This window comes from Streptomyces sp. NPDC050997, assembly GCF_040660135.1.
GTDB lineage: Bacteria > Actinomycetota > Actinomycetes > Streptomycetales > Streptomycetaceae > Streptomyces.
The window spans coordinates 78,523-99,593 of record NZ_JBFAGK010000013.1; the positions used below are offsets into that span (position 1 = coordinate 78,523).

21 protein-coding genes are annotated in these 21,071 nt (G+C 70.3%); 11 read left to right on the forward strand and 10 right to left on the reverse strand.

Annotated features, from left to right (window positions below):
* Window positions 1–257: 257 nt before the first annotated feature.
* The 7 genes from AB0H86_RS27395 to AB0H86_RS27425 form a co-directional block, all read right to left on the reverse strand.
* Window positions 258–995, reverse strand: coding sequence for an FAD:protein FMN transferase (locus AB0H86_RS27395; protein WP_362444100.1), 738 nt, complete (start codon window positions 993–995; stop codon window positions 258–260).
* 55 nt (window positions 996–1,050) lie between these two features.
* On the reverse strand, window positions 1,051–1,827 hold the full coding sequence (locus AB0H86_RS27400; protein WP_362444103.1) for an FMN-binding protein: 777 nt from the start codon (window positions 1,825–1,827) through the stop codon (window positions 1,051–1,053).
* A gap of 28 nt (window positions 1,828–1,855) precedes the next feature.
* Window positions 1,856–3,238 carry a ferredoxin reductase family protein gene (locus tag AB0H86_RS27405; RefSeq protein ID WP_362444106.1) on the reverse strand — a complete coding sequence of 461 codons (1,383 nt, stop codon included), beginning with the start codon at window positions 3,236–3,238 and terminating at the stop codon, window positions 1,856–1,858.
* Window positions 3,239–3,385: 147 nt separating this feature from the next.
* Window positions 3,386–4,096: a L,D-transpeptidase family protein gene (locus AB0H86_RS27410; RefSeq protein WP_362444108.1), complete on the reverse strand. Its 711-nt coding sequence runs from the start codon at window positions 4,094–4,096 to the stop codon at window positions 3,386–3,388.
* Between the two features lie 97 nt (window positions 4,097–4,193).
* Complete coding sequence (locus tag AB0H86_RS27415; protein WP_362444111.1) at window positions 4,194–5,876, reverse strand: heme peroxidase family protein; 1,683 nt, start codon at window positions 5,874–5,876, stop codon at window positions 4,194–4,196.
* Window positions 5,877–5,986: 110 nt separating this feature from the next.
* Entirely contained in the window at window positions 5,987–6,568 is a 582-nt protein-coding gene (locus tag AB0H86_RS27420) for a pyridoxamine 5'-phosphate oxidase family protein (protein ID WP_362444114.1), read from the reverse strand.
* A gap of 204 nt (window positions 6,569–6,772) precedes the next feature.
* Entirely contained in the window at window positions 6,773–7,651 is an 879-nt protein-coding gene (locus AB0H86_RS27425) for a hypothetical protein (RefSeq protein ID WP_362444117.1), read from the reverse strand.
* Between the two features lie 206 nt (window positions 7,652–7,857).
* Here AB0H86_RS27425 and AB0H86_RS27430 point away from each other — a divergent pair, with 206 nt between their 5' ends.
* The 5 genes from AB0H86_RS27430 to AB0H86_RS27450 all read left to right on the forward strand — a co-directional run bounded on the left by AB0H86_RS27430 (window position 7,858) and on the right by AB0H86_RS27450 (window position 13,773).
* A complete protein-coding gene (locus AB0H86_RS27430) occupies window positions 7,858–9,051 on the forward strand; it encodes an argininosuccinate synthase (RefSeq protein ID WP_362444120.1) in 1,194 nt (397 codons plus the stop codon).
* 78 nt (window positions 9,052–9,129) lie between these two features.
* Window positions 9,130–10,557: an argininosuccinate lyase gene (gene argH, locus AB0H86_RS27435; protein WP_362444123.1), complete on the forward strand. Its 1,428-nt coding sequence runs from the start codon at window positions 9,130–9,132 to the stop codon at window positions 10,555–10,557.
* 74 nt (window positions 10,558–10,631) lie between these two features.
* Complete coding sequence (locus tag AB0H86_RS27440) at window positions 10,632–11,603, forward strand: aldo/keto reductase (RefSeq protein ID WP_362444126.1); 972 nt, start codon at window positions 10,632–10,634, stop codon at window positions 11,601–11,603.
* A gap of 83 nt (window positions 11,604–11,686) precedes the next feature.
* Entirely contained in the window at window positions 11,687–12,253 is a 567-nt protein-coding gene (locus AB0H86_RS27445; RefSeq protein WP_362444129.1) for a helix-turn-helix domain-containing protein, read from the forward strand.
* Window positions 12,250–13,773 carry an MFS transporter gene (locus tag AB0H86_RS27450; RefSeq protein WP_362444132.1) on the forward strand — a complete coding sequence of 508 codons (1,524 nt, stop codon included), beginning with the start codon at window positions 12,250–12,252 and terminating at the stop codon, window positions 13,771–13,773. The genes AB0H86_RS27445 and AB0H86_RS27450 overlap by 4 nt, the downstream gene beginning before the upstream one ends.
* A 220-nt stretch (window positions 13,774–13,993) precedes the next feature.
* On the opposite strand, the gene AB0H86_RS27455 is transcribed toward AB0H86_RS27450, so the two are convergent.
* Entirely contained in the window at window positions 13,994–14,623 is a 630-nt protein-coding gene (locus AB0H86_RS27455) for a lysophospholipid acyltransferase family protein (RefSeq protein WP_362444484.1), read from the reverse strand.
* 400 nt (window positions 14,624–15,023) lie between these two features.
* Here AB0H86_RS27455 and AB0H86_RS27460 point away from each other — a divergent pair, with 400 nt between their 5' ends.
* The 3 genes from AB0H86_RS27460 to AB0H86_RS27470 all read left to right on the forward strand — a co-directional run bounded on the left by AB0H86_RS27460 (window position 15,024) and on the right by AB0H86_RS27470 (window position 17,321).
* Window positions 15,024–16,196, forward strand: a complete 1,173-nt coding sequence (locus tag AB0H86_RS27460; RefSeq protein WP_362444135.1) for a glycerophosphodiester phosphodiesterase — start codon at window positions 15,024–15,026, stop codon at window positions 16,194–16,196.
* Between the two features lie 75 nt (window positions 16,197–16,271).
* Complete coding sequence (locus AB0H86_RS27465; protein WP_362444137.1) at window positions 16,272–16,778, forward strand: sigma-70 family RNA polymerase sigma factor; 507 nt, start codon at window positions 16,272–16,274, stop codon at window positions 16,776–16,778.
* 45 nt (window positions 16,779–16,823) lie between these two features.
* Window positions 16,824–17,321: a GNAT family N-acetyltransferase gene (locus tag AB0H86_RS27470; protein WP_362444140.1), complete on the forward strand. Its 498-nt coding sequence runs from the start codon at window positions 16,824–16,826 to the stop codon at window positions 17,319–17,321.
* Window positions 17,322–17,393: 72 nt separating this feature from the next.
* Here the strand turns inward: AB0H86_RS27470 and AB0H86_RS27475 are convergent, their stop codons facing one another.
* Window positions 17,394–17,822 (reverse strand): hypothetical protein, encoded by a 429-nt coding sequence (locus AB0H86_RS27475; protein ID WP_362444143.1) that lies wholly within the window; start codon window positions 17,820–17,822, stop codon window positions 17,394–17,396.
* A gap of 1 nt (window position 17,823) precedes the next feature.
* On the reverse strand, window positions 17,824–18,183 hold the full coding sequence (locus AB0H86_RS27480) for a hypothetical protein (protein WP_362444146.1): 360 nt from the start codon (window positions 18,181–18,183) through the stop codon (window positions 17,824–17,826).
* Between the two features lie 69 nt (window positions 18,184–18,252).
* Between AB0H86_RS27480 and AB0H86_RS27485 the strand changes: the two genes are divergently transcribed.
* From AB0H86_RS27485 to AB0H86_RS27495, 3 genes are all read left to right on the forward strand, one after another.
* Window positions 18,253–18,903 carry an HAD family hydrolase gene (locus AB0H86_RS27485; protein WP_362444149.1) on the forward strand — a complete coding sequence of 217 codons (651 nt, stop codon included), beginning with the start codon at window positions 18,253–18,255 and terminating at the stop codon, window positions 18,901–18,903.
* Between the two features lie 347 nt (window positions 18,904–19,250).
* Window positions 19,251–20,294, forward strand: coding sequence for an ATP-binding cassette domain-containing protein (locus AB0H86_RS27490; RefSeq protein WP_362444152.1), 1,044 nt, complete (start codon window positions 19,251–19,253; stop codon window positions 20,292–20,294).
* On the forward strand, window positions 20,291–21,040 hold the full coding sequence (locus AB0H86_RS27495) for a methionine ABC transporter permease (protein ID WP_362444155.1): 750 nt from the start codon (window positions 20,291–20,293) through the stop codon (window positions 21,038–21,040). The genes AB0H86_RS27490 and AB0H86_RS27495 overlap by 4 nt, the downstream gene beginning before the upstream one ends.
* Window positions 21,041–21,071 lie beyond the last annotated feature (31 nt).

The following is a 21,071-nucleotide window of genomic DNA, read 5'->3' on the forward strand; positions in this document are numbered from 1 at the left end:
GCCGGCTCGCCTACCGCTCCGCGCCCACGCGGGTGACTCGTACACCGCTCCGCGCTCATGCGAGGGAGCCGCACGCCGCTCCGCGCCCCGAGGGCCGGCTCGCCTACCGCTCCGCGCCCACGCGGGTGACTCGTACACCGCTCCGCGCTCATGCGAGGGAGCCGCACGCCGCTCCGCGCCCCGAGGGCGGGCTCGCGTACCCCTCCGCGCTCACGCGGGGAATCGGACATCGCCCCGCGCCCCCCGAGGGGACTCGCTCACCCGAGTCGCGCGGCGAGGCCCCCCGTGCAGCGCACCTCGTCGCCTGCCGTGATCAGGAGTGCCTCCACGTCCGGGAGGGACTCCAGCCAGGCCAGCGCCTCCCGGGATCCCATCGCGAACGCCGCTGTCGCCCAGCAGTCCGCCCAGGTCAGTCGCGGGGCCACCACCGTCACCGCCACCAGGTCGGTGACCGCCGAGCGGCCCGTGCTGGGGTCGACGATGTGGGCGCCGCGCTCGGCCGTGCCGGAGGTGGCCACCGCGAGTTCGGCGGCACCCGCCGCGGACACGACGGCCGCCAGGCCGCCCGGTCGCAGCGGGTCCGACACCCCGACCCGCCACGGCCGCTGCGGACCGGGAACGCCCAGCAACTGGACGTCCCCGCCGCCGTTCACGCTGACGCCGCTCACCCCGGCGTCCGCCAGCCGCCGCGCCGCGCGCTCCGCGGCCCAGCCCTTGACGACGCCGGTCGGGTCGAGGCGGCCCTCGTAGCGCATGCTGAACCAGCCGTCGCTCGTCCGCTCCGCCTCGGCGCCCAGTTCGAGCACCTCGGCGACCAGCGGATCGCACTCCTCGACGGTCAGCTCGCCCCGCGCCAGCCGGGACACCTGGCTGTCGTCGCGGTAGGTGCTGAACACCTCGTTCACCCGGTGCAGTCCGGCCACCGCGTCCCGCAGGGCCGCCTGGACGGCCTCGGGATCCCCGCCGCGGACGTCAAAGGAGAAGACCGTCCCCATGACCTCCTCCGCATGACGTACCGCGGCGGGAGCTTGTGCCGATTCAGCCACCGTGTCAGCCACCGGCCTGGTCCAGCGCCGACTGGAGGGACTCCTTGTAGCCGGTGCTGGTGTACGTGGCCCCGGACACCGAGTCGATGTCCGCGCTGCCGGCCGCCACCGCCTCCTGGTTGAGCTTGGGCACCGAGAGAGCCGTCTTCTGGGCGCTGGTGCCGCCCTCGGGCGCCTGGATCGCCTCGGCCTTGGTGATCTTCCCGCCGGCGACCGTGATACGGACCTGGACCGGCCCGTACTGGGTCTGCGCGACGCTGCCGGTGACGGTCGTGGCGGCCTGGGCGCTGCCCGCGCCCTGGTCCTGCCCGGAACCGCCCTGGGACGCCGCCGCCTTCGCCTTGTCCAGCGCCGACTGCAGCGACTGCTTGTAGCCGGTGCTGGTGTACGTGGCCCCGGACACCGAGTCGATGTCCGCGCTCTGCGCGGTGACCGCCGCCTGGTTCAGCTTGGGCACCGAGAGGGCGGTTTTCTGGTCGCTGGTGCCGCCCTTGGGCGCCTGGACCGCCTCGGCCTTGGTGATCTTGCCGTTGGCCATGGTCAGCCGGACCTGGACGGCGCCGTACTGCGTCTGGGCCGCGTCCCCGGTGACCGTGCCGGTCCCGGCGGCCTGGGCGCCGCCCTGGGCCGACTCCTGTGCCACCGGCGGCTGGGTCGCCGCACCGCCGGCCGCGGCGGAGGCCGGGTCGGAGGACGGCTTCAGCGACAGCAGCAGCACGACGCCGGAGACGGTGGCGGCGGTCGCGAGCACGACACGTCGGACGGGGTGACTCTTCCTCATCGCTTCAACAGCTCCTGAATCCCGTCGCTCACATCTCGAACGACTCGTGATGGATGCGGCGGGCGGGCACACCCGCGCCGCGCAGTGCTTCGTACACGGACTGCGCGAAGCCGGTCGGCCCGCACATGAAGACGTCGTGCTTTTCGATGTCCGGCAGTTTCTGCCGCAGACGGTCCGCCGAGATGTCCGGGCGTTCCCCGTCCGGGCTGTTGACCGCGTACATCAGGCGGGCCCCGCGCTCGTCCGCGATGGTCGAGAGCTCGTCCCACAGAGCCAGGTCCTGGGTGCTGTTGGCCCGGTAGAGGAGGGTGATGTCACCGGCCGCGCCGGGCAGCGTCTCGAACAGCGCCCGCATCGGGGTGATCCCGACACCGCCCGCGACCAGCAGCACCTTGCCCCGGCTGCGGCGGGACGCGGTCATCGCGCCGTACGGACCCTCGGCCCACACCTTGGTGCCGGGAGTCAGCTCGCGCAGCCGTTCGCTGTGGTCGCCGATCGCCTTCACCGTGATCCGCAGCATGCCGGGGCGGGGCGCCGCCGACAGCGAGTACGGGTGCGAACTGAACCGCATCCCCGGCGCCAGGAACCGCCACCGGAAGAACTGGCCCGCCTCCGCACCCATCCGGTGCAGCTTCCGCCCGCCGATCAGCACCGACACGATGCCCGGCGTCTCCTCGATGACCGCCTCGACGTACATGCGGTGGCGCAGGTTCAGCCGGATCGGGGTCAGGATCCGGTACCAGATCACCAGCGCCGTCACCGACCCGTACAGCGCGTACCAGACGGTCTTCGCGACGGGCTCGACGGCGAAGTCGTTGCCGGTGGTCAGCTGGTGCCAGAAGGTCAGGAACACCGCCGCGTACGTCAGCAGGTGCACGTGGTACCAGGTGTCGTACGGGATCAGGCGGCGCACCGGGCCGATCGAGATCAGCCCGATGAAGAACAGCAGGCCGGTGCCGATGGCGGCCTTGCCCATGTCGGGCAGCTGGTTGATGGAGTCGATGGTCTGCTGGACGATGTCGCCGAGGCCCTTGCCGGCCTGGAGGGCGTAGCCCCACATGATGAGGAAGACATGGGCGACAGTCAGACACAGCGTGTACCGGCCGCTCATCGCGTGCCAGCGCGCCACCCGGTCCGAGCCCACCCGGCGCTCCAGCGCGGGCACCCGGGCCATCTGCAGCACCACGAGCGCCATCAGGTACCCGGCGAGCAGACCGGTGATCCGGCCCGCGTTGAGGATCTTGCCGTTGTTGTCGCTGATCGACGGGGTGTTGGCCCACCACAGCCACAGCACACCGGCCGCGCCCGCCCACACGGCGAGCAGCAGCAGGGTCGCCGGTGAGCGGCGCGGGCGGATGCGGCGCATCGTCTGGCGGCGGGCGGCGCGGCCGCCTGCGAGCGTCGTGGTCACGATTCCTCCGGGGACGGGGCAAGGGGGGTGGTGAGGTGGTCCCTTGGCCCACAGATACGTGCCGCGACGCCCGTGTGTTCAGCCGACCACAGAGTCCCGTGCAGACTGAGTGACTGGCGGTAACCCGTACTCGTGTTCACATCCGGCTCAGTAGCGGGTGATCCCCGTACGCCCGCTGCGCGTTCCGATCGCCAGGTGCGGCCGCTTCCCGGGCTCGGCCCACCGCAGGATCCGCCGCATCGCGTCCGCGGGCACCGACACACAACCGGCCGTCGCCCCGCTCCCGTTGACATGCAGGAAGATCCCGGCCCCGCGCCCGCGAACCGGCTCGGCGTAGTTGAACCCGATGACGAACGCGTACGCGTACTGCCTGGTGTAGGCGATCAGCCGCTCCGACTCGGCCGCGCGGCAATCCGCCGGACGCGGCTCGACCCACCGGTTGTAGCGCCGGGAGTCATTGTCCTGACACCACCAGGAGTTCTGCCGCACGGCCCGGTACCGGTACGTCGTCCCACCCGGCGCCCCCTTGATCCCGAAGGCGTACGGCAGCTCGTACAGCCCCGTGGGCGTGGTGTTCGTCCCCTGCCTGCGCGCGGCCCCCTCGACCAGCCCCTTCGCCCCGAAGCGGGCCGCCGCCGAACCGGCCTCCACCCACTGCCCGTTCCGCTTGCTCCACCACGTCACCGTGCCCGAGGTCGAGCCCGGGTTCGGGGCCACCGCGGTGATCAGCTGCCTGCCGCCGCCGGTGTCCGCCATGCGCGCGGGCAGCGGCGGTGTCGGACCGCCGCCGGGCGCGGCACCGACGGCGAACAGGGACGCGGAGACCAGGGCCAGGGCGGCGACGGCAGCGGGACGCATGGTGGTGAACCTACGGCGAGGCAGCGGCGGCGGCAGCCGGACTGACCCGTTCGGGCCTGCCCCGATCCGCCGCCGCCGCTCTCCGGACGGTCCGCGCTCAGTCACCCAACGGGTTGAGCAGATCCGCCCGGCCCTCGAAGGCGTACAGCATCAGGTCGGTCATCTCGAAGACGTCCTTGGCGTTCCGGTCCGCGACCGGGCTGAGGAAGGGCCGCCAGAACGGGTCCCGCACGATGGAGTACCGGCTGCCCTCCATGGCGCGGTGGAAGACCTCGGCGACGATGCGCCCGCCGACGCCCGTCAGCCGCCCGCTGCCGTTCACCTCGGCCTCGCGCAGGATGTAGAACCACAGCGGGCAGTTGGCGGCGAGCTGCTTGCGGAGTCCCTCGCTGAGCTGGGTTCCGCCGCCGTTCTCGAAGTCGGACGGCAGGAGGGGCTTCACCCCGAGGTACTTGGCCATCTGCTGACCCGTCGCCAGGCTCATCATGTTCGCCCGGGTGAGGTTGCGGAAGGCCAGGTTCAGCTCGATCGGGTCCGGAGCGGGCGCGCCACGTCCGCCGAACGAGCCGAGCGGCAGATCGGCCAGCGGATTGACCAGCTGGGTGTCGATCCGCTTGGCGAGGTTGAACTTCTCCGCGGGCACCCCCAGGTCGTCGCGGCCCGCCTCGCGGAAGTCGAACAGGCGCCGGAAGTCGGCGATCCAGTTGGTGGGAAGCCGCTCGAAGGTGCCCGCCTCGGGGTCGCCCGCGTCGGCGGGCGGCGGCGAGAGAATGCCGCTGGTGCCGGTGAAACGGAAGAGCAGTGGCAGGGTGCCCGCGCCGTTGTCGAAGATCCGGTTCCAGTTGTAGGCGCCGCGCACCATGCTGTGGCCGAGCCGGTATGCGGCCACGGAGAACTCGATCGGCATGGTCGGACGCTCGTGCTCGCCCGGAGCCGGCTCGAAGAACCTGCGGCCCTTGGTGAACACCTCGTCGACGACACCGGGGTCGACGATCCGGGTCAGGAAGTCGTGCCGCAGCATCCACTGGTAGTGCTTGACCACCGTCTCGCGTGCCGTCTCGAACAGCACCGCGCTCGACACGCCCTTGCCGACCAGATCGGCCACGACCCGGTTGTGGAACCGGATGAAGGCGCTGTGGATCTGGGCGACGACGAGGTTCTCGTCGTTGCGCCCATCGGGGATGAGCGGGCGGCGCCGCTCGGAGATCAGCGAGCCCTGGCCCACCCGGGGCAGGTCGAACCCACCGAGGGGCAGGCCGACGATGTGGTCGTTGTCGGGGGCGGGCAGCCCCTGGGTGGTGCCGGTGCGCAGCCGCAGACCGTCGTCCTCGTAGAACCGGCGGTCGAAGCGGTGGTCCGGTCCGAGGCCGTAGAGGCTGTCCAGGTCGAGCGCCGGGGACCGGCCCTGCAGGAGCTGACGGACGGTGACCTCGTCCTCCAGCCGTACCGCCGTGGCGTCCAGGGTCAGGTCGTGGTCAACGAACTGGCCGAGATAGGTGAAGCCCGCCGGCACTGCGGGGTTGTTGGAGTCGGGCTGCGGACCGGCCTTGGTCATCGCCTGGGCGAGTTCCTCGCGGGCGGGCCGGTCGAGCAGCTGGGCCGGCTTGGCCGGCGGGCCCAGCCGGGAGAACTGGAACTTGCGCAGGGCCGCGACGGTGGACGCCGTCGACGGCTGCGCCGGGCCCTCTTCCCCGGAGTCGGCGAGGATGCCCTCGCCGACCACGAAGTACGAGGTGCGGACATGACGTTTGCTCTGAGGTTCGCGCGTCGGTCGGAACATGAATCCCCCATCTGTTCGTGCGGCCAGGCTAGGCACGCATACACGGCGGAGGGGAGAATTCCGTCAATATCGACAAGGAGGTTGTGTGCGTATAGATCAAATAAAATGCACTAAATCGGACGCAACGGCAGTGGCAGCCCCGGCAGCCCGTCCAGGCTCGTGGCGATGTGCTCCTTCTTGGTGAAGTACGCACTGAGCGAGGCGTCGTCCTCCCGCGCGAAACGCCTGGCATGCACGTCGCGGTCCCCGTCGTACGACATGTGGGGCACCGCGAACCCGCAGGAGTCGCGGATGTGTTCGGCCCGTACGACGATGACGGCGCGCAGTCCGTGCGGGGTCGGGTCGATGTCCGGGAAGCGGGCCAGCAGGTCGGGAAAGCGCGGGTCGTCGCGGAAGACCGGCTCCCCGCGGCCGTGTACGCGCACGATGTTCGGCGGGCCCTGGAAGGCGCACCACATGAGGGTGATCCGGCCGTTCTCCCGCAGGTGCGCGATCGTCTCCGCGTTGGACCCGGCGAAGTCGAGGTAGGCCACGGTGAGTTCGTCGAGGATCACGAACGAGCCCTTGAGTCCCTTGGGGGAGAGGTTGACCGTGCCGTCGCCGGAGAGGGGGGCGGACGCGGTGAAGAAGAGGGGCTGCGCCTCGATGAACGTGCGCAGCCTGCCGTCTATGCGCTCATAAGTCTTTCCCATGTCTAACGATTATGGGGGCAAGTCTTTTGTCTGTCTAAGGAATTCCGGTATCCACGCCACGAGGACGTCTCCGTGGGAACGCCCGCATGGGCGTGCCCTCCTGGAGACGTCCTCGTGAAGACGTCCTCGTGAAGACGTCCTCATGAAGACGTCCGCGGCCGCCCCGGCCGGCGCTCACACGGGGCGGCCGCGGCGCCTGTCACGTCACTTGTTGAGCGTGCAGGCGGCCAGGGTGTCCAGGCCCTCGGGCTTCTCGGCGGTGCGGCCGATCGCGGTGGCGATGCGGTTGACGGTGGAGATGCGCTTGTCCTCCAGCGGGCCGAGGATCGCGTTCTGGACGAAGTTCGCCCCGCCCTGGCCGACCGTGTCCACCAGGCGCTTGTTGGCCTCCTGGATCTGGGTGTCGAGGAGGGCCAGGTTGCGGTCCACCTCGGCCTGCGCGGAGGCCGGGATCGCGGGCAGCTGGGAGGCGACGTCGGGGCAGCTGATGGTCCCCGCCGCGCCGGCCTCGCCGCCGGCCTCCGCGCCCGCTTCCTCACCGGCACCGGCTTCCTCACCGGCACCGGCCTCCTCGCCCGCGCCGGCCTCCGCTCCCGCGCCCGCCTCCTCGCCGGCCTCGGCGGCGCCCCCGCCGTTCAGGGTGCAGGGCGCGAGGGCGTCCAGGCCCTCGGGCTTCTCGGCGGTGCGGCCGATCGCGGTGGCGATGCGGTTGACGGTGGAGATGCGCTTGTCCTCCAGCGGGCCGAGGATCGCGTTCTGGACGAAGTTCGCCCCGCCCTGGCCGACCGTGTCCACCAGGCGCTTGTTGGCCTCGTCGAGCTGGGTCTGCAGGAGGGCCAGGTTGCGGTCCACCTCGGCCTGCGCCGAGGCCGGGATCGCCGGCAGCTGGGAGGCGACGTCCGGGCAGGTGATGGAGCCCGGGTCGGCCAGCGTCTTGGCGTTCGTGCTGCCGCTCTTCGACGAACCGGGCGTCTCCCCGGCGAGGGCGGAGCCGGCGATCACCGCGCCGGAGAGTACTACCGCGGCGGCGCCGCCGATCAACGCGACGCGACGCTTGTTGTACTTCGGAAGAGCCCTGGACATGCGGATGCCTCACTCGGGTCGGGGGGTTCTCGTCGTTGACAGAACGCGGCGCCTGCGTTCGGCGAGAGGTACGAGTAAGCGGTTTCTAGCGTTCAAAGGCCCGGCAAATTTCCTGCAGCTCCGCCATCTCCGCGCCTGGATTGACGAATCATGCAGAGTTCTGCATACTCATGCATGTCAGTGAATGCAGTGTGGAGGAGGATCCCGTGGCCGAGCGCGTCGTACTCGCCTACTCAGGCGGACTGGACACCTCCGTCGCCATCGGCTGGATCGCCGAGGAGACGGGCGCCGAGGTCATCGCCGTCGCGGTCGACGTCGGCCAGGGCGGCGAGGACCTGGACGTCATCCGCAAGCGCGCGCTCGCCTGCGGAGCCGTCGAGGCCGAGGTCGCGGACGCCCGGGACGAGTTCGCCGAGGAGTACTGCCTCCCGGCGATCAAGGCCAACGCCCTCTACATGGACCGCTACCCGCTGGTCTCCGCGCTCTCCCGGCCGACCATCGTCAAGCACCTGGTCGCCGCCGCCCAGAAGCACGGGGCCACCACGGTCGCCCACGGCTGCACCGGCAAGGGCAACGACCAGGTCCGCTTCGAGGCCGGCATCGTCGCCCTCGCCCCCGACCTCAAGTGCATCGCCCCGGTCCGCGACTACGCGATGACCCGTGACAAGGCCATCGCGTTCTGCGAGGAGAAGCAGCTCCCGATCGCGACCTCCAAGAAGTCCCCGTACTCCATCGACCAGAACGTCTTCGGACGCGCGGTCGAGACGGGTTTCCTGGAGGACATCTGGAACGCCCCGATCGAGGACATCTACGAGTACACCGAGAACCCGGCCGTCCCGCGCGAGGCCGACGAGGTGGTCATCACCTTCAAGGAGGGCGTCCCGGTCGCTCTCGACGGCAGGCCCGTCACCGTGCTCCAGGCCATCCAGCAGCTCAACGAGCGCGCCGGCGCCCAGGGCGTCGGCCGGATCGACATGGTCGAGGACCGCCTGGTGGGCATCAAGTCCCGCGAGGTGTACGAGGCTCCGGGTGCGATCGCGCTGATCACCGCCCACCAGGAGCTGGAGAACGTCACCGTCGAGCGCGAACTCGCCCGTTACAAGCGGCAGGTCGAGCAGCGCTGGGGCGAACTGGTCTACGACGGCCAGTGGTTCTCCCCGCTCAAGCGCGCCCTGGACGGCTTCATCGACGAGGCCAACCAGTATGTCTCCGGCGACATCCGGATGACCCTGCACGGCGGCCGCGCGGTCGTCACCGGTCGGCGCTCCGCGTCGTCGCTGTACGACTTCAACCTCGCCACCTACGACACCGGCGACACCTTCGACCAGGCCGCGGCCAAGGGCTTCATCGACATCTACAGCCTGTCGTCGAAGATCGCGGCGCAGCGGGATCTCGCCTAAGCAGTAGCGTGATGACCACCTCCCTGTCCGTCTGCGGGGAGGCGGTCGCACATCCACCATCTCCGAGGAGCAACGCAAGTGAGCAGCAACAGCGGTGACGTACGGCTCTGGGGCGGCCGTTTCGCCGACGGTCCCGCCGAGGCCCTGGCGAAGCTGTCCGCGTCCGTCCACTTCGACTGGCGGCTCGCGCCCTACGACATCGCCGGTTCGCGCGCCCACGCGCGCGTGCTGCACAAGGCGGGCCTGCTCACCGAGGACGAGCTGACCCGGATGCTCGCCGGGCTCGAACAGCTCGAAGCGGATGTCGCCGCGGGCGATTTCGTCGGCACGATCGCCGACGAGGACGTCCACACCGCCCTGGAGCGCGGTCTCCTGGAACGCCTCGGCCCCGACCTCGGCGGCAAGCTGCGCGCGGGACGGTCGAGGAACGACCAGGTCGCGACGCTCTTCAAGATGTACCTGCGGGACCACGCGCGGATCGTCGGCGGTCTGATCGCCGACCTCCAGGACGCGCTGATCGGCCTGGCCCAGGCCCATCCGGACGTGGCGATGCCCGGCCGCACCCACCTCCAGCACGCCCAGCCGGTCCTCTTCGCCCACCATGTCCTCGCGCACGTGCAGTCCCTGTCCCGGGACGCCGAACGCCTGCGTCAGTGGGACGAGCGGACGGCCGTGTCGCCGTACGGCTCGGGCGCCCTGGCCGGCTCCTCCCTGGGCCTGGACCCGGAGGCCGTGGCGAAGGACCTCGGCTTCGAGCACGGCAGCGTCGGCAACTCCATCGACGGCACGGCGTCCCGTGACTTCGTGGCGGAGTTCGCCTTCATCACCGCGATGATCGGCGTCAACCTGTCCCGGATCTCCGAGGAGATCATCATCTGGAACACGAAGGAGTTCTCCTTCGTGACCCTGCACGACGCGTTCTCCACGGGCTCGTCGATCATGCCGCAGAAGAAGAACCCCGACATCGCCGAACTGGCGCGGGGGAAGTCGGGCCGTCTGATCGGCAACCTGACCGGCCTGATGGCCACGCTCAAGGCCCTCCCGCTCGCGTACAACCGCGACCTCCAGGAGGACAAGGAGCCCGTCTTCGACTCCTGCGACCAGCTGGAGGTGCTGCTCCCCGCCTTCACCGGCATGGTCGCCACCCTCACCGTCCACCGTGAGCGCATGGAGGAGCTGGCCCCGGCCGGCTTCTCGCTCGCCACCGACATCGCCGAGTGGCTGGTCAAGCAGGGCGTGCCGTTCCGGGTGGCGCACGAGGTCGCCGGTGAGTGCGTCAAGGTCGCGGAGGCCGAGGGCAAGGAGCTCGACGAGCTGACCGACGAACAGTTCGCGAAGATCTCCGCCCATCTGACCCCCGAGGTGCGGTCCGTCCTGAACGTCGCGGGCGCGCTCGCCTCCCGCGACGGCCGCGGCGGTACGGCGCCCAGCGCGGTCGCCGTCCAGCTCGCGGAGGTCCAGACGGACGTGGCGGCTCAGCACGCGTGGGCCAACGCCAAGAAGTAGCAGGTCGGGTGAGGCCGGGGCATCACGGGTACGTTGGTCGCAAGCCGTAAGGAGCCGACCGAACGGAGCTCGCGATGCCCTTCGCCCGACTGGCCTCAGCAACGACCCCCACCTGCCACATCGGCCTGGGTCTAGCCGCCGTCGGCCGCCCCGGTTACATCAACCTCGGCCGGGACCAGGACCTGCCGCCCGTCCGCAGTGTCGAGGCCCTGCGCGCCCGCACCCACGAACTTCTCGATGCCGCTCACGCCCAGGGCGTGCGCTACTTCGACGTGGCCCGCTCCTACGGCCGTTCGGAGGAGTTCCTCGCGGACTGGCTGAACGCCCGGCCCGACATCGACGACGTCGTCGTCGGCAGCAAGTGGGGCTACACCTATACGGCGGGCTGGAGCACCGAGGCCGAACGGCACGAGGTCAAGGACCATGGCGTCCAGACGTACGAGCGGCAGCGCGCGGAGACCGGCGACCTGCTCGGTGACCGGCTCGACCTCTACCAGATCCACTCGGTGACCCCCGACAGTCCGGCCCTCACCGACAAGGAACTCCACGCGAAGCTGGCCGAGGCGGCCGCCCAGGGAGTGAGCGTCGGCTTCTCCACCAGCGGCCCCGCGCAGGCCGACGCCATCCGCGCCGCGCTCGCGGTGACCGTCGACGGCGAGCCCCTCTTCCGTACCGTCCAGTCCACCTACAACGCCCTGGAGACCTCGGCCGGCCCGGCCCTCGCCGAGGCGCACGACGCCGGTCTCACGGTGATCGTCAAGGAGGGCATGGCCAACGGGCGCCTGGCCGAACCCCACGCACCGGACGCCCTGAAGGCCGTGGCCGCGGCGACCTCCCTGGGCTGTGACGCGGTCGCCCTCGCACTCGTCCTGCGTCAGCCCTGGGCCGGTGTGGTGCTCTCCGGCGCCGCCACGGTCAACCAGCTCGCGTCCAACCTGCACGCGGCGGTGGTCGACCTGGAGGAGGAGCAGCTCGCGCGCCTGGCGACGCTGGTGGAGGACCCGCACGCCTACTGGGACACGCGCGGGCAGCTGCCCTGGCACTGAGGGACACCCTCGTAGACCTGTGGTGATGAGTCACGCATGCCTATGGTGAGACACAGTTGTCTCATATGGTCTACTCTTGTCTCATGACTGTCGATCGTGACCATGTGCTGCGCAGTGCCGCGGCCCTGCTGACCCGCAAATCCACCGCGACCATGGACGAGGTCGCCAAGGCGGCCGGGATCAGCCGGGCCACACTGCACCGCCAGTTCGCCGGCCGCGACGCGCTCGTCCGGGCGCTGGAGGCGCTCGGCATCGAGGAGTGCGAGGCGGCGACGGTCGCGGCCCGGCTCGACGACGGCCCGGCCCAGGAGGCCCTGCGCAGATTCGTGCGGGAGCTCGAAGGCGCCGCCGGACTGCTCGCCTTCCTCTACAGCGAGAACCAGCTGTTCGAGGGCGAGGAACAGAACGCGGGCTGGTCCCGCCTGGACGCCCGGATCGCCGCGCTGTTCCGGCGCGGCCAGTCGACCGGCGAGTTCCGCATCGACCTGACCCCCGGCTGGCTCACCGAGGCGCTCTACGGCCTGATGGCCGCCGGTGCCTGGGCGGTGACGGACGGCAGGGTCGCCCCCAATGACTTCACCCACATGATCACCGAGCTGCTGCTCGGCGGCGCACTGCGACGAGACGAACCCCGGAGAGAGGAATCATGACCAGCACCCTGCAGCCGGCGAACCTGACCGAGGCGGTGAAGCGTCCCGGCCGGTGGCTGGCGCTGTCCGTCCTCGTGCTCGCCGTGCTGCTGGTGGCCGTCGACGCGACCGTCCTCGGTCTCGCGACTCCCTACATCAGCGAGGACCTGAAGCCCACCGGCACCCAGCTCCTGTGGATCGGTGACGTCTACTCCTTCGTCATCGCCGGCCTGCTGGTCTCCATGGGCAGCCTCGGCGACCGCATCGGCCGCAAGCGGATCCTGCTCGTCGGCGCCACCGCGTTCGGGGCGATCTCCGTCCTCAACGCCTACGCCACGACACCCGAGCTGATGATCGTCGCCCGGGCCCTGCTGGGCGTCGCCGGCGCGACCCTGATGCCCGCCACGCTGGCGCTGATCCGCAACCTCTTCCACGACCGGCGCGAACGCAGCCTGGCCGTCGGGATCTGGGGCGCGACCGCGTCCGCGGGAACGGCGATCGGTCCGATCGTCGGTGGCTTCCTGCTCGAACACTTCTGGTGGGGGTCGGTCTTCCTGATCAACCTGCCCGTGATGGTGGTCCTGGTCCTCGTCGGCATCAAGCTGCTGCCCGAGTCCCGGAATCCGCGTCCCGGTCCGTGGGACCTGCGCAGTGTCGTCCTGTCGCTGGTCGGCGTGATCGGCATCGTGTACGCGGTCAAGGAGGCCGCGACCCACGGCATCACCTGGGAGACGCTCGCCTCGGCCCTGCTCGGCGCGGGCGCGCTGCACGGCTTCGTACGCCGTCAGCTCACCCTGCCGAGCCCGCTGCTGGACATGCGGCTGTTCCGCGATCGCGGCTTCAGCGGCGCGGTGCTGGCCGACCTGCTGACCATCCTCGGACTGTCGGGGCTGGTGTTTTTCCTCTCCCAGTACCTGCAACTCGTGCAGGGCAGGGGCCCGTTGGAGGCAGGTCTGGCCGAACTGCCCGCCGCCGTCGGCGCGGTGGTGGCGGGCCTGATCGCCGGCTCCGTGGCTCGGCGCTTCTCGGTGCGGTCCGTCGTCTCCGGCGGACTCGCGGCCGTCGGCCTCGCCCTGGCCTCGCTCACCGTCATCGACCAGTCCACCGGCTACCCGCTCCTCGGCACCGCCCTCCTGGTCGTCGGCGTCGGCGCGGGCTTCTCCTTCACCGTGACCGCCGACGTGATCCTCGGCTCCGTACCCAAGGAACAAGCGGGCTCCGCGTCCGCGGTCTCGGAGACGGCCTACGAACTCGGCGCCGCCCTCGGCATCGCCGTACTCGGCTCCATCGTCACGGCCGTCTACCGCGACTTCACGGGCCCGGCGGGCACACCGCCACAGGCCCACGAGTCGCTCGGCGGAGCGGTAGAGGCGGCGGCGGCCCTACCGCCCCAGACCTCGGAGACCCTCCTGAACGCAGCCCGAACATCCTTCGTGGACGGCCTCACCCTGGCAACAGGGGCCGGCGCGGCGGTACTCCTCACGGCGGCGATAGCAGCATGGTTCCTACTCCGCGACCAACATCTGGACAGCGCCCCATAGGGGCCCAGGGCTGTGCCGACGTGCGGCTCCCGCCGCGTGGCCGCGACAGGTGCCCTTGGCGGCGCGGGGCTGTGCCGATGTGCGGCTCCCGCCGCGTGGCCGCGACCAAGGGCGCGACCAACGCCCCTCAGGGGCGCGGGGAACTGCGCGACCAGCCACAACGAACCCGCAGACGACGACACACGGCCACCGCCCGCAAACTTCCGCCCCCAGCGGACCGCTACGCCGCCTTCGCCTTGGTGGCGTACATGTCCACGTACTCCTGCCCCGACAGCCGCATGACCTCGGTCATCACGGAGTCGGTCACGGCCCGCAGGACGTAGCGGTCACGGTCCATGCCCTCGTAGCGGGAGAACTCCATCGCCTCGCCGAAGCGGACCGTGACCCGGCCGGGGCGCGGGAAGCCGGCCCCGCCGGGCTGGATCTTGTCCGTGCCGATGATGGCGAACGGCACGACGGGCGCGCCGGTCATCATGGCCAGTCGGGCGATGCCCGTACGGCCCCGGTAGAGCCGGCCGTCGGGAGAGCGGGTGCCCTCCGGGTAGATGCTGAAGACCTTGCCCTCCTCCAGCACCCGACGGCCGGTCATCAGCGCGGCGACACCGCCGCGCCCGCCGTCCCGGTCGACCGGGATCATGCCGCAGCCCGTGAAGAACCAGGCCATCAGCCGACCCTTGACGCCCTTGCCGGTGACGTACTCGTCCTTGCCGATGAAGAAGACCTGCCGGTCACAGAAGAGCGGCATGATCATCGAGTCGATGAACGTCAGATGGTTGCCGGCGAGGATCACCGGACCTTCGCCCGGGATGTTCTCCGCGCCCTCCACCTGTGGGCGGAACATCAGGCGCATGATCGGTCCGAGCACTGCCTTGATGAGCGCGAAGCGGGACAACGGGCCCTCCGGTGTCAAGAGATGGCGAGCGAATCTGTATGAGTCTGTGCAGGTGAGGACATTACTCGCGGTCCGGGGGCTCGCGCACATCGGGCACGTCGGGTTCACCGAGGTCTTACGTACTGTTGACGCTGGTTTACCTGCGATGGCACGCCGTTGCCCGGCGGAAACCCGGCCGGAACGATGTGACAGAGGTCGCGTACCCGGCACCACGGCCATGAAGCCGACGAGTCGTCAGACATCTGTTCCCATCTGACATCCGGTGTCACCCGCGTGTTCCGCCGCGGGTCTCCCGCCCGCCATGTGCGCGCACCTACGATCAGCGCGCAATCACGAGCCGACGGCGGAGAGGGAGCTCATGGCAACTCAGGAGTCGCAGTACGAGTCGACAGAGCAGGCCCGCACGGGACGCCGGGCGCTGCTCGGGGCGGCGGTGCTCGGCGCGGGCGGAGCGGTCCTCGGACTGTCCGGCACCGCGAGAGCGGCGGGCGCGGGACAAGGCGGCGGAGTGCGGAGCCTGCCGGTCCCCACGATCATCGGCCACCGGGGCGCGAGCGGCTACCGCCCCGAACACACCTTCGGCTCCTACCAGCTGGCCCTCGACCTGGGCGCCGACATCGTCGAGGCCGGCGACCTGGTGTCCACCAAGGACGGTCACCTCGTCTGCCGCCACGAGCCGGAGATCGGCGGCACCACGGACGTCGCGCACCACTCCGAGTTCGCCGACCGCAGGACCACCAAGGTCCTCGACGGCGTCTCCACCACCGGCTGGTTCACCGAGGACTTCACCCTCGCCGAGCTGAAGACGCTCCGCGCGATCGAGCGCATCCCGGCCAACCGCCCGCACAACACCCTCTACGACGGCCGCTGGGAGATCCCCACCTTCGAAGAGGTACTGAAGTGGCAGGACGAGCAGACCCGTAAGCGCGGCAGGCAGGTCTGGATCTACCCCGAGACCAAGCACCCCACGTACTTCCGCAAGCTGGGCCTGAACCTGGAGGAGCGGGTCGCCAAGCTGCTGCGCAAGCACGGCAAGGACAAGCGCGACTCGCCGGTCATCATCCAGTCCTTCGAGCCGACCAGCATCCAGCGCCTGAACAAGCTGGTCGACAACCCGCTGGCGGTGCTCCTGTCCTCGGCCGGCAGTCGCCCCTGGGACTTCGTCGAGTCCGGTGACCCGCGCACGGTCGCCGACCTCGTCACCCGCAAGGGCCTCAGGGAGATCGCCGGCTACGCCCACGGCATCGGCCCGACCCTGGACCTGGTCATCCCGAAGGACGCCGACGGCCGGCTGACCACGCCGACCACCCTGGTGAAGGACGCGCACGCCGTCGGCCTGGTGCTGCACCCGTACACCATGCGCAACGAGAACCCCTTCCTGCCCGCGGACTTCCGCAAGGGCACGGACGCGGACGCCTACGGCGACGTCTTCGGCGCCTTCCAGGTCTACTTCGCCACCGGCATCGACGGTGTCTTCACCGACAACCCGGACACCGGTCTGCTGGCCCGCGCGGACTTCGTCAACGGCTGAGCCGACGGCCCCGGTTGGGGTGAACCACCGGCCGTCCGGGCAACCCGCCGCCCGGACGGCCGCGTCGCTCCGCATATGACCCACGACCTGCTCGCCTCCCTGCGCCCACTGCTCACCGCCGAGGCCTCCGCGGAGGCACATGCCACCGGAACCGAGCCCGGCGACCTGGAGCAGGCGGTCTGGCTCCGTCTCCTGGAGCGCCTCGACGCCCAGGGGCCGCCCCTCGACCCGCAGGGCTGGCTGCGCCGCGCCGTCCGCTCCGAGTCCCGCCGCACCCGCCGTACGCACCGCCTCGAACGGCAGTACAGGGCCGAGCCGGTCGACGACTCAGAGCGCACCCCCGAACAACTGGCCCTGGCCGCCGCCCGTCGCCGGGACCTGCGCGACGCCGTACGCCGTCTGCCCGGCCGCTGCCCCCGTCTGATGGAGGCGCTCCTGTCGCCGAGGGACCTCACCTACCGCGAGATCGCGGGGGAGTTGGGTATCTCACAGGGCAGTCTCGGCCCGGAACGTTCCAGATGCCTGGGATGTCTGCGTCGTTTACTCGCGCCGGTGGTTGCGGCCCACGGAGTGCGGGGATAGGAGTGAGGAACAACAGGCGATCAGGTGAGCGGGAGGCGTGCGCACATGGGCATGAGCGTGACCATCTCTGCGGCGACCGAGCAGGACGCGGAGCAGATCTTCAAGCTGCAGTACCTGTGCTTCCAGAGTGAGGCGGCGCTGTACGGCAACTACCGCATCGATCCGCTCGTCCAGACCCTGGACGAGCTCCGCGAAGAGGTCGCCACGGACTGCGTCTTCGTGGCGCGGCTGGGCGACGAGGTGGTCGGCTCGGTGCGTGGCCGGGTCATCGACGACGGCTCGGCCTCCATCGGCAGGCTCTGCGTCCACCCTCGCCTCCAGGGCCACGGCATCGGCGCGCGGCTGCTGCGCGCGGCCGAGTCGGCGCTGGCCGGGGAGCGCGGCGCCACCAGCTTCCGCCTCCACACGGGCCACCGCAGCGAGAGCAACCTCGGCCTGTACCGCCGGGTCGGCTACCAGACGGTGGGCACGGCCCAGGGCGCGGACGGCGTGGAGATGATCGTCCTCGAAAAGCCGGCGGGCGCCTACGCGGCGACGGCATGACAGCCTGCCTTTGAGGGGCCCCGGGAGCCCTGCGCGACCAGCCACGGACGACCGGATGCCGCCCGACAACCGTCAGGCGGCTTCCCCGTGCCGCGCGGCCTTCCGCAACCAGTACAGCGCGGAGATCGGCAGGATCACGGGAATGAAGAGGTACTCCATCCCGTAGTCGGACCACACGGTCTGGTCCGGAAAAGCGGATGGATCGACCAACGCCCAGGTGCCGACGGTCAGCACCCCCACCAGCTCCGCGCCGCAGCACACCAACGCCGCCCTGCGCGCCTGCTCCCCACCCCGCACCAGTGAGTACGTGATGAACCCGTACACCAACCCCGCGACGGCGGACAGCGAGTACGCGAGCGGCGCCCGGTCGAAATCCGTGGCGATCTGGTAGACCGAGCGCGACACCGCGCCGACGACCATCACGCCGTACAGCCACACGAGCAGCGTCCCCGGCCCACTGATCAGCCGGTTGCGCGCCGGCTTCTCCCGCGTGGCCGTCATCTCAGCCTCCCCAGATGTCATAGAGCCGCACCTCCAGCACCGCCAGCACCACACCGCCGGCCGCCACGGTGATCGATCCCCACCGGGTCCGCTCGGCCAGCGACATGAACCCGGCGGCGGGGACGGACGCGAACGCACCGATCAGATACGCCACGAAGATCGTCGTGCCCTGGTCCGGCTTCTCGCCCCGTGCCAGCTGCACGATCCCGATCACCAGCTGCACCAGGGCCAGTACCGACACCACGGCCATGGCGATGAAGTGCCAGTCCTTCGTCGGCTGATCACGGTACGCGGCCCAGCCGCACCACGCGGCCAGCACAAGTGCGGCGACGCCGGTCACCAGCGTCAGGGCATCAAGCATGCCGCGACCCTATTACGGGCCAAAAGACCCGATGCCGTCGCCCCCGGGGCGCACCGTAGGGTCGATGGCATGAAGATCCACGCCCAAGCCCTCCTTTTCGACAACGACGGAACCCTCGTCTCCTCCCTCGCCTCCGTGGACCGCTGCTGGACACGGTGGGCCGCGGAGTACGGGATCACCGTCGAGGAGTTCGCCCGCGTCGAGCTGCACGGGCGGCCGGCCGCGGAGATAGCCGCCGATCTGCTGCCCGCCGACCTGGTCCAGGAGGCCGTCGCGCGGATCGAGAAGCTGGAGGTGGAGGACGTACCGAACGACGGGGTCCACCTGCTGCCCGGCACCCGGGCCCTCCTCGACGCGCTGCCCGCCGACCGCTGGGCCGTCGTCACCTCCGCCACCCGCCGGCTGGCCGAGGCCCGCCTCGACGCCGTCGGCATCCTCCCCAAGACCCTGATCGTCGCCGAGGACATCACGCGCGGCAAGCCCGACCCCGAGCCCTACCTCCTCGCCGCCCGCCACCTGGGCGTCGACCCGGCCCGATGCGTCGTCTTCGAGGACGCGCCGGCCGGACTCCAGGCGGGCCGCGCGGCCGGAATGACCACCGTGGCATTGGCCACAACCCACCAGGCCCACGAGCTGACCGCCGATCTCGTGGTGAACGACCTGTCCGCGCTGTCCGTGCTGGTCACCGCGGAGGGTGTCGAGATCTCCGTGCGGGACTGACAGCAGTCCACCGCTGTCCGTCATACGGACAGCGGTTCTTGGTCGGATCCATAGGTCTGCTTTACTGACCGCATGACCACGACGAGCAACCGCATGCCTGCGACCGAGGCGAACCTGACGCCCGGTGCTCGTTGTATGTGTCGAATGTGCGCCTTCTAGAGCGCACCACCCCCTGAGCCATGGGGGTCCCCCCGCTCGAGCGAAGCCGAGAGTGGGGGAGCCCCGAAGCAAGCGCCGTGGCATGTCCGTACGCCGTTCGCCGTACGTGACCGAACTGCCCGCGCACATCTTCTCTTCCGTACCGGGGCACACCCACGCCCGCGTACTCGACAGTGACGGAAACCCCAGTGATCACCACATCGGGCCTCACCAAGGTCTACCGCTCGAGCGGCCGCGAGGTCACCGCCCTCGACGGCGTCGACCTCCATGTCCGCGAAGGCGAGGTGTACGGCGTCATCGGCCAGTCCGGCGCCGGCAAGTCCTCGCTCATCCGCTGCGTCAACCTGCTGGAGCGCCCCACCGCCGGGACGGTGACCGTCGCGGGGCAGGACCTCACCGCCCTCGCGGGGCGCGGACCCCGTGCGGGCAGAGAACTGCGCCGGGCGCGCAGCCGTATCGGCATGGTCTTCCAGCACTTCAACCTGCTGTCCTCACGGACCGTGCAGGACAACGTCGAACTGCCGCTGGAGATCCTCGGCAAGTCGGGCAAGGAGCGCTCCCGCAAGGCGCTCGAACTCCTCGACCTCGTCGGTCTCGCCGACAAGGCCGGGGCCTACCCGGCCCAGCTCTCCGGCGGCCAGAAGCAGCGTGTCGGCATCGCCCGCGCGCTGGCCGGCGACCCCAAGGTGCTGCTGTCCGACGAGGCGACCAGCGCCCTCGACCCGGAGACCACCCGCTCGATCCTCCAGCTGCTGCGCGACCTGAACCGGCAGCTGGGCCTGACCGTCCTGCTCATCACCCACGAGATGGACGTCGTGAAGTCGATCTGCGACTCCGCCGCGCTCATGGAGAACGGCCGTGTCGTCGAGTCCGGCACGGTCAGCGAGCTGCTCGCGAGCCCCGGCTCCGAACTGGCCGCGGCGCTGTTCCCGGTGAGCGGCGACGCCTCCGACCCCGGCCGTACCGTCGTCGACGTCACCTTCCAGGGCGAGGCGGCGACCCAGCCGGTCATCTCCCAGCTCTCGCGTACCTACAACATCGACATATCGATCCTCGGTGCGGCCATCGACACCGTCGGTGGCCTCCAGGTCGGCCGGATGCGCATCGAACTGCCCGGCGACTACGAGGACAACGTCGTGCCGATCGGATTCCTGCGCGAACAGGGGCTGCAGATCGACGTGGTGGGCGAAGCGGGCGGGGAGTCCCTGCTGGTGAAGGAAGGTGCCAAGTGACCTGGTCCGAGATGCGGCCCCTGCTGGAGCAGGCGTGTTGGGACACGCTCTACATGGTCGGCTGGTCGACGCTGATCGCCGTACTCGGCGGGCTTCCGCTCGGCATCCTGCTCGTCCTCACCGACCGTGGTGGACTGCTCCAGAACGTCGTCGCCAACAAGCTCATCGGGCAGGTGGTGAACATCGCCCGCTCGATGCCGTTCATCATCCTGATGGTCGCGCTGATGAGCTTCACCCGGTCGATCGTCGGGACGACCATCGGCCGTGAGGCCGCCATCGTGCCGCTCGCGATCGGTGCCATCCCGTTCTTCGCCCGCCTTGTCGAGACGGCTGTCCGCGAAGTGGACGGCGGCCTCGTCGAGGCCGTGCAGTCGATGGGCGGCAACACCTGGACCGTCGTGCGCAGGGTGCTCGTCCCCGAGTCCCTGCCGTCGCTGATCTCCAGCACCACGACCACGATCGTCGCCCTCATCGGCTACTCCGCGATGGCCGGCACGGTCGGCGCGGGCGGTCTTGGCGACATCGCCATCCGCTACGGCTATCAGCGTTTCGAGACCGAGCTGATGTGGATCACCGTGGCGGTCCTCGCCGTCGTCATCTCGGTCATCCAGTTCGTCGGCGACTACGCGGCCCGCTCGCTGCACAGGCGGAGCGGCCAGTCGGGCCCCGCCCCGAGGCTGCGCCTGCTGAAGGCGAAGGGGTCGTCGTCCGCCTCCGCCTCCGCCGATGTCGGCAAGGTCGCGTAGAGCCCCTCTCCATCTTCCCGTTCACCCCATA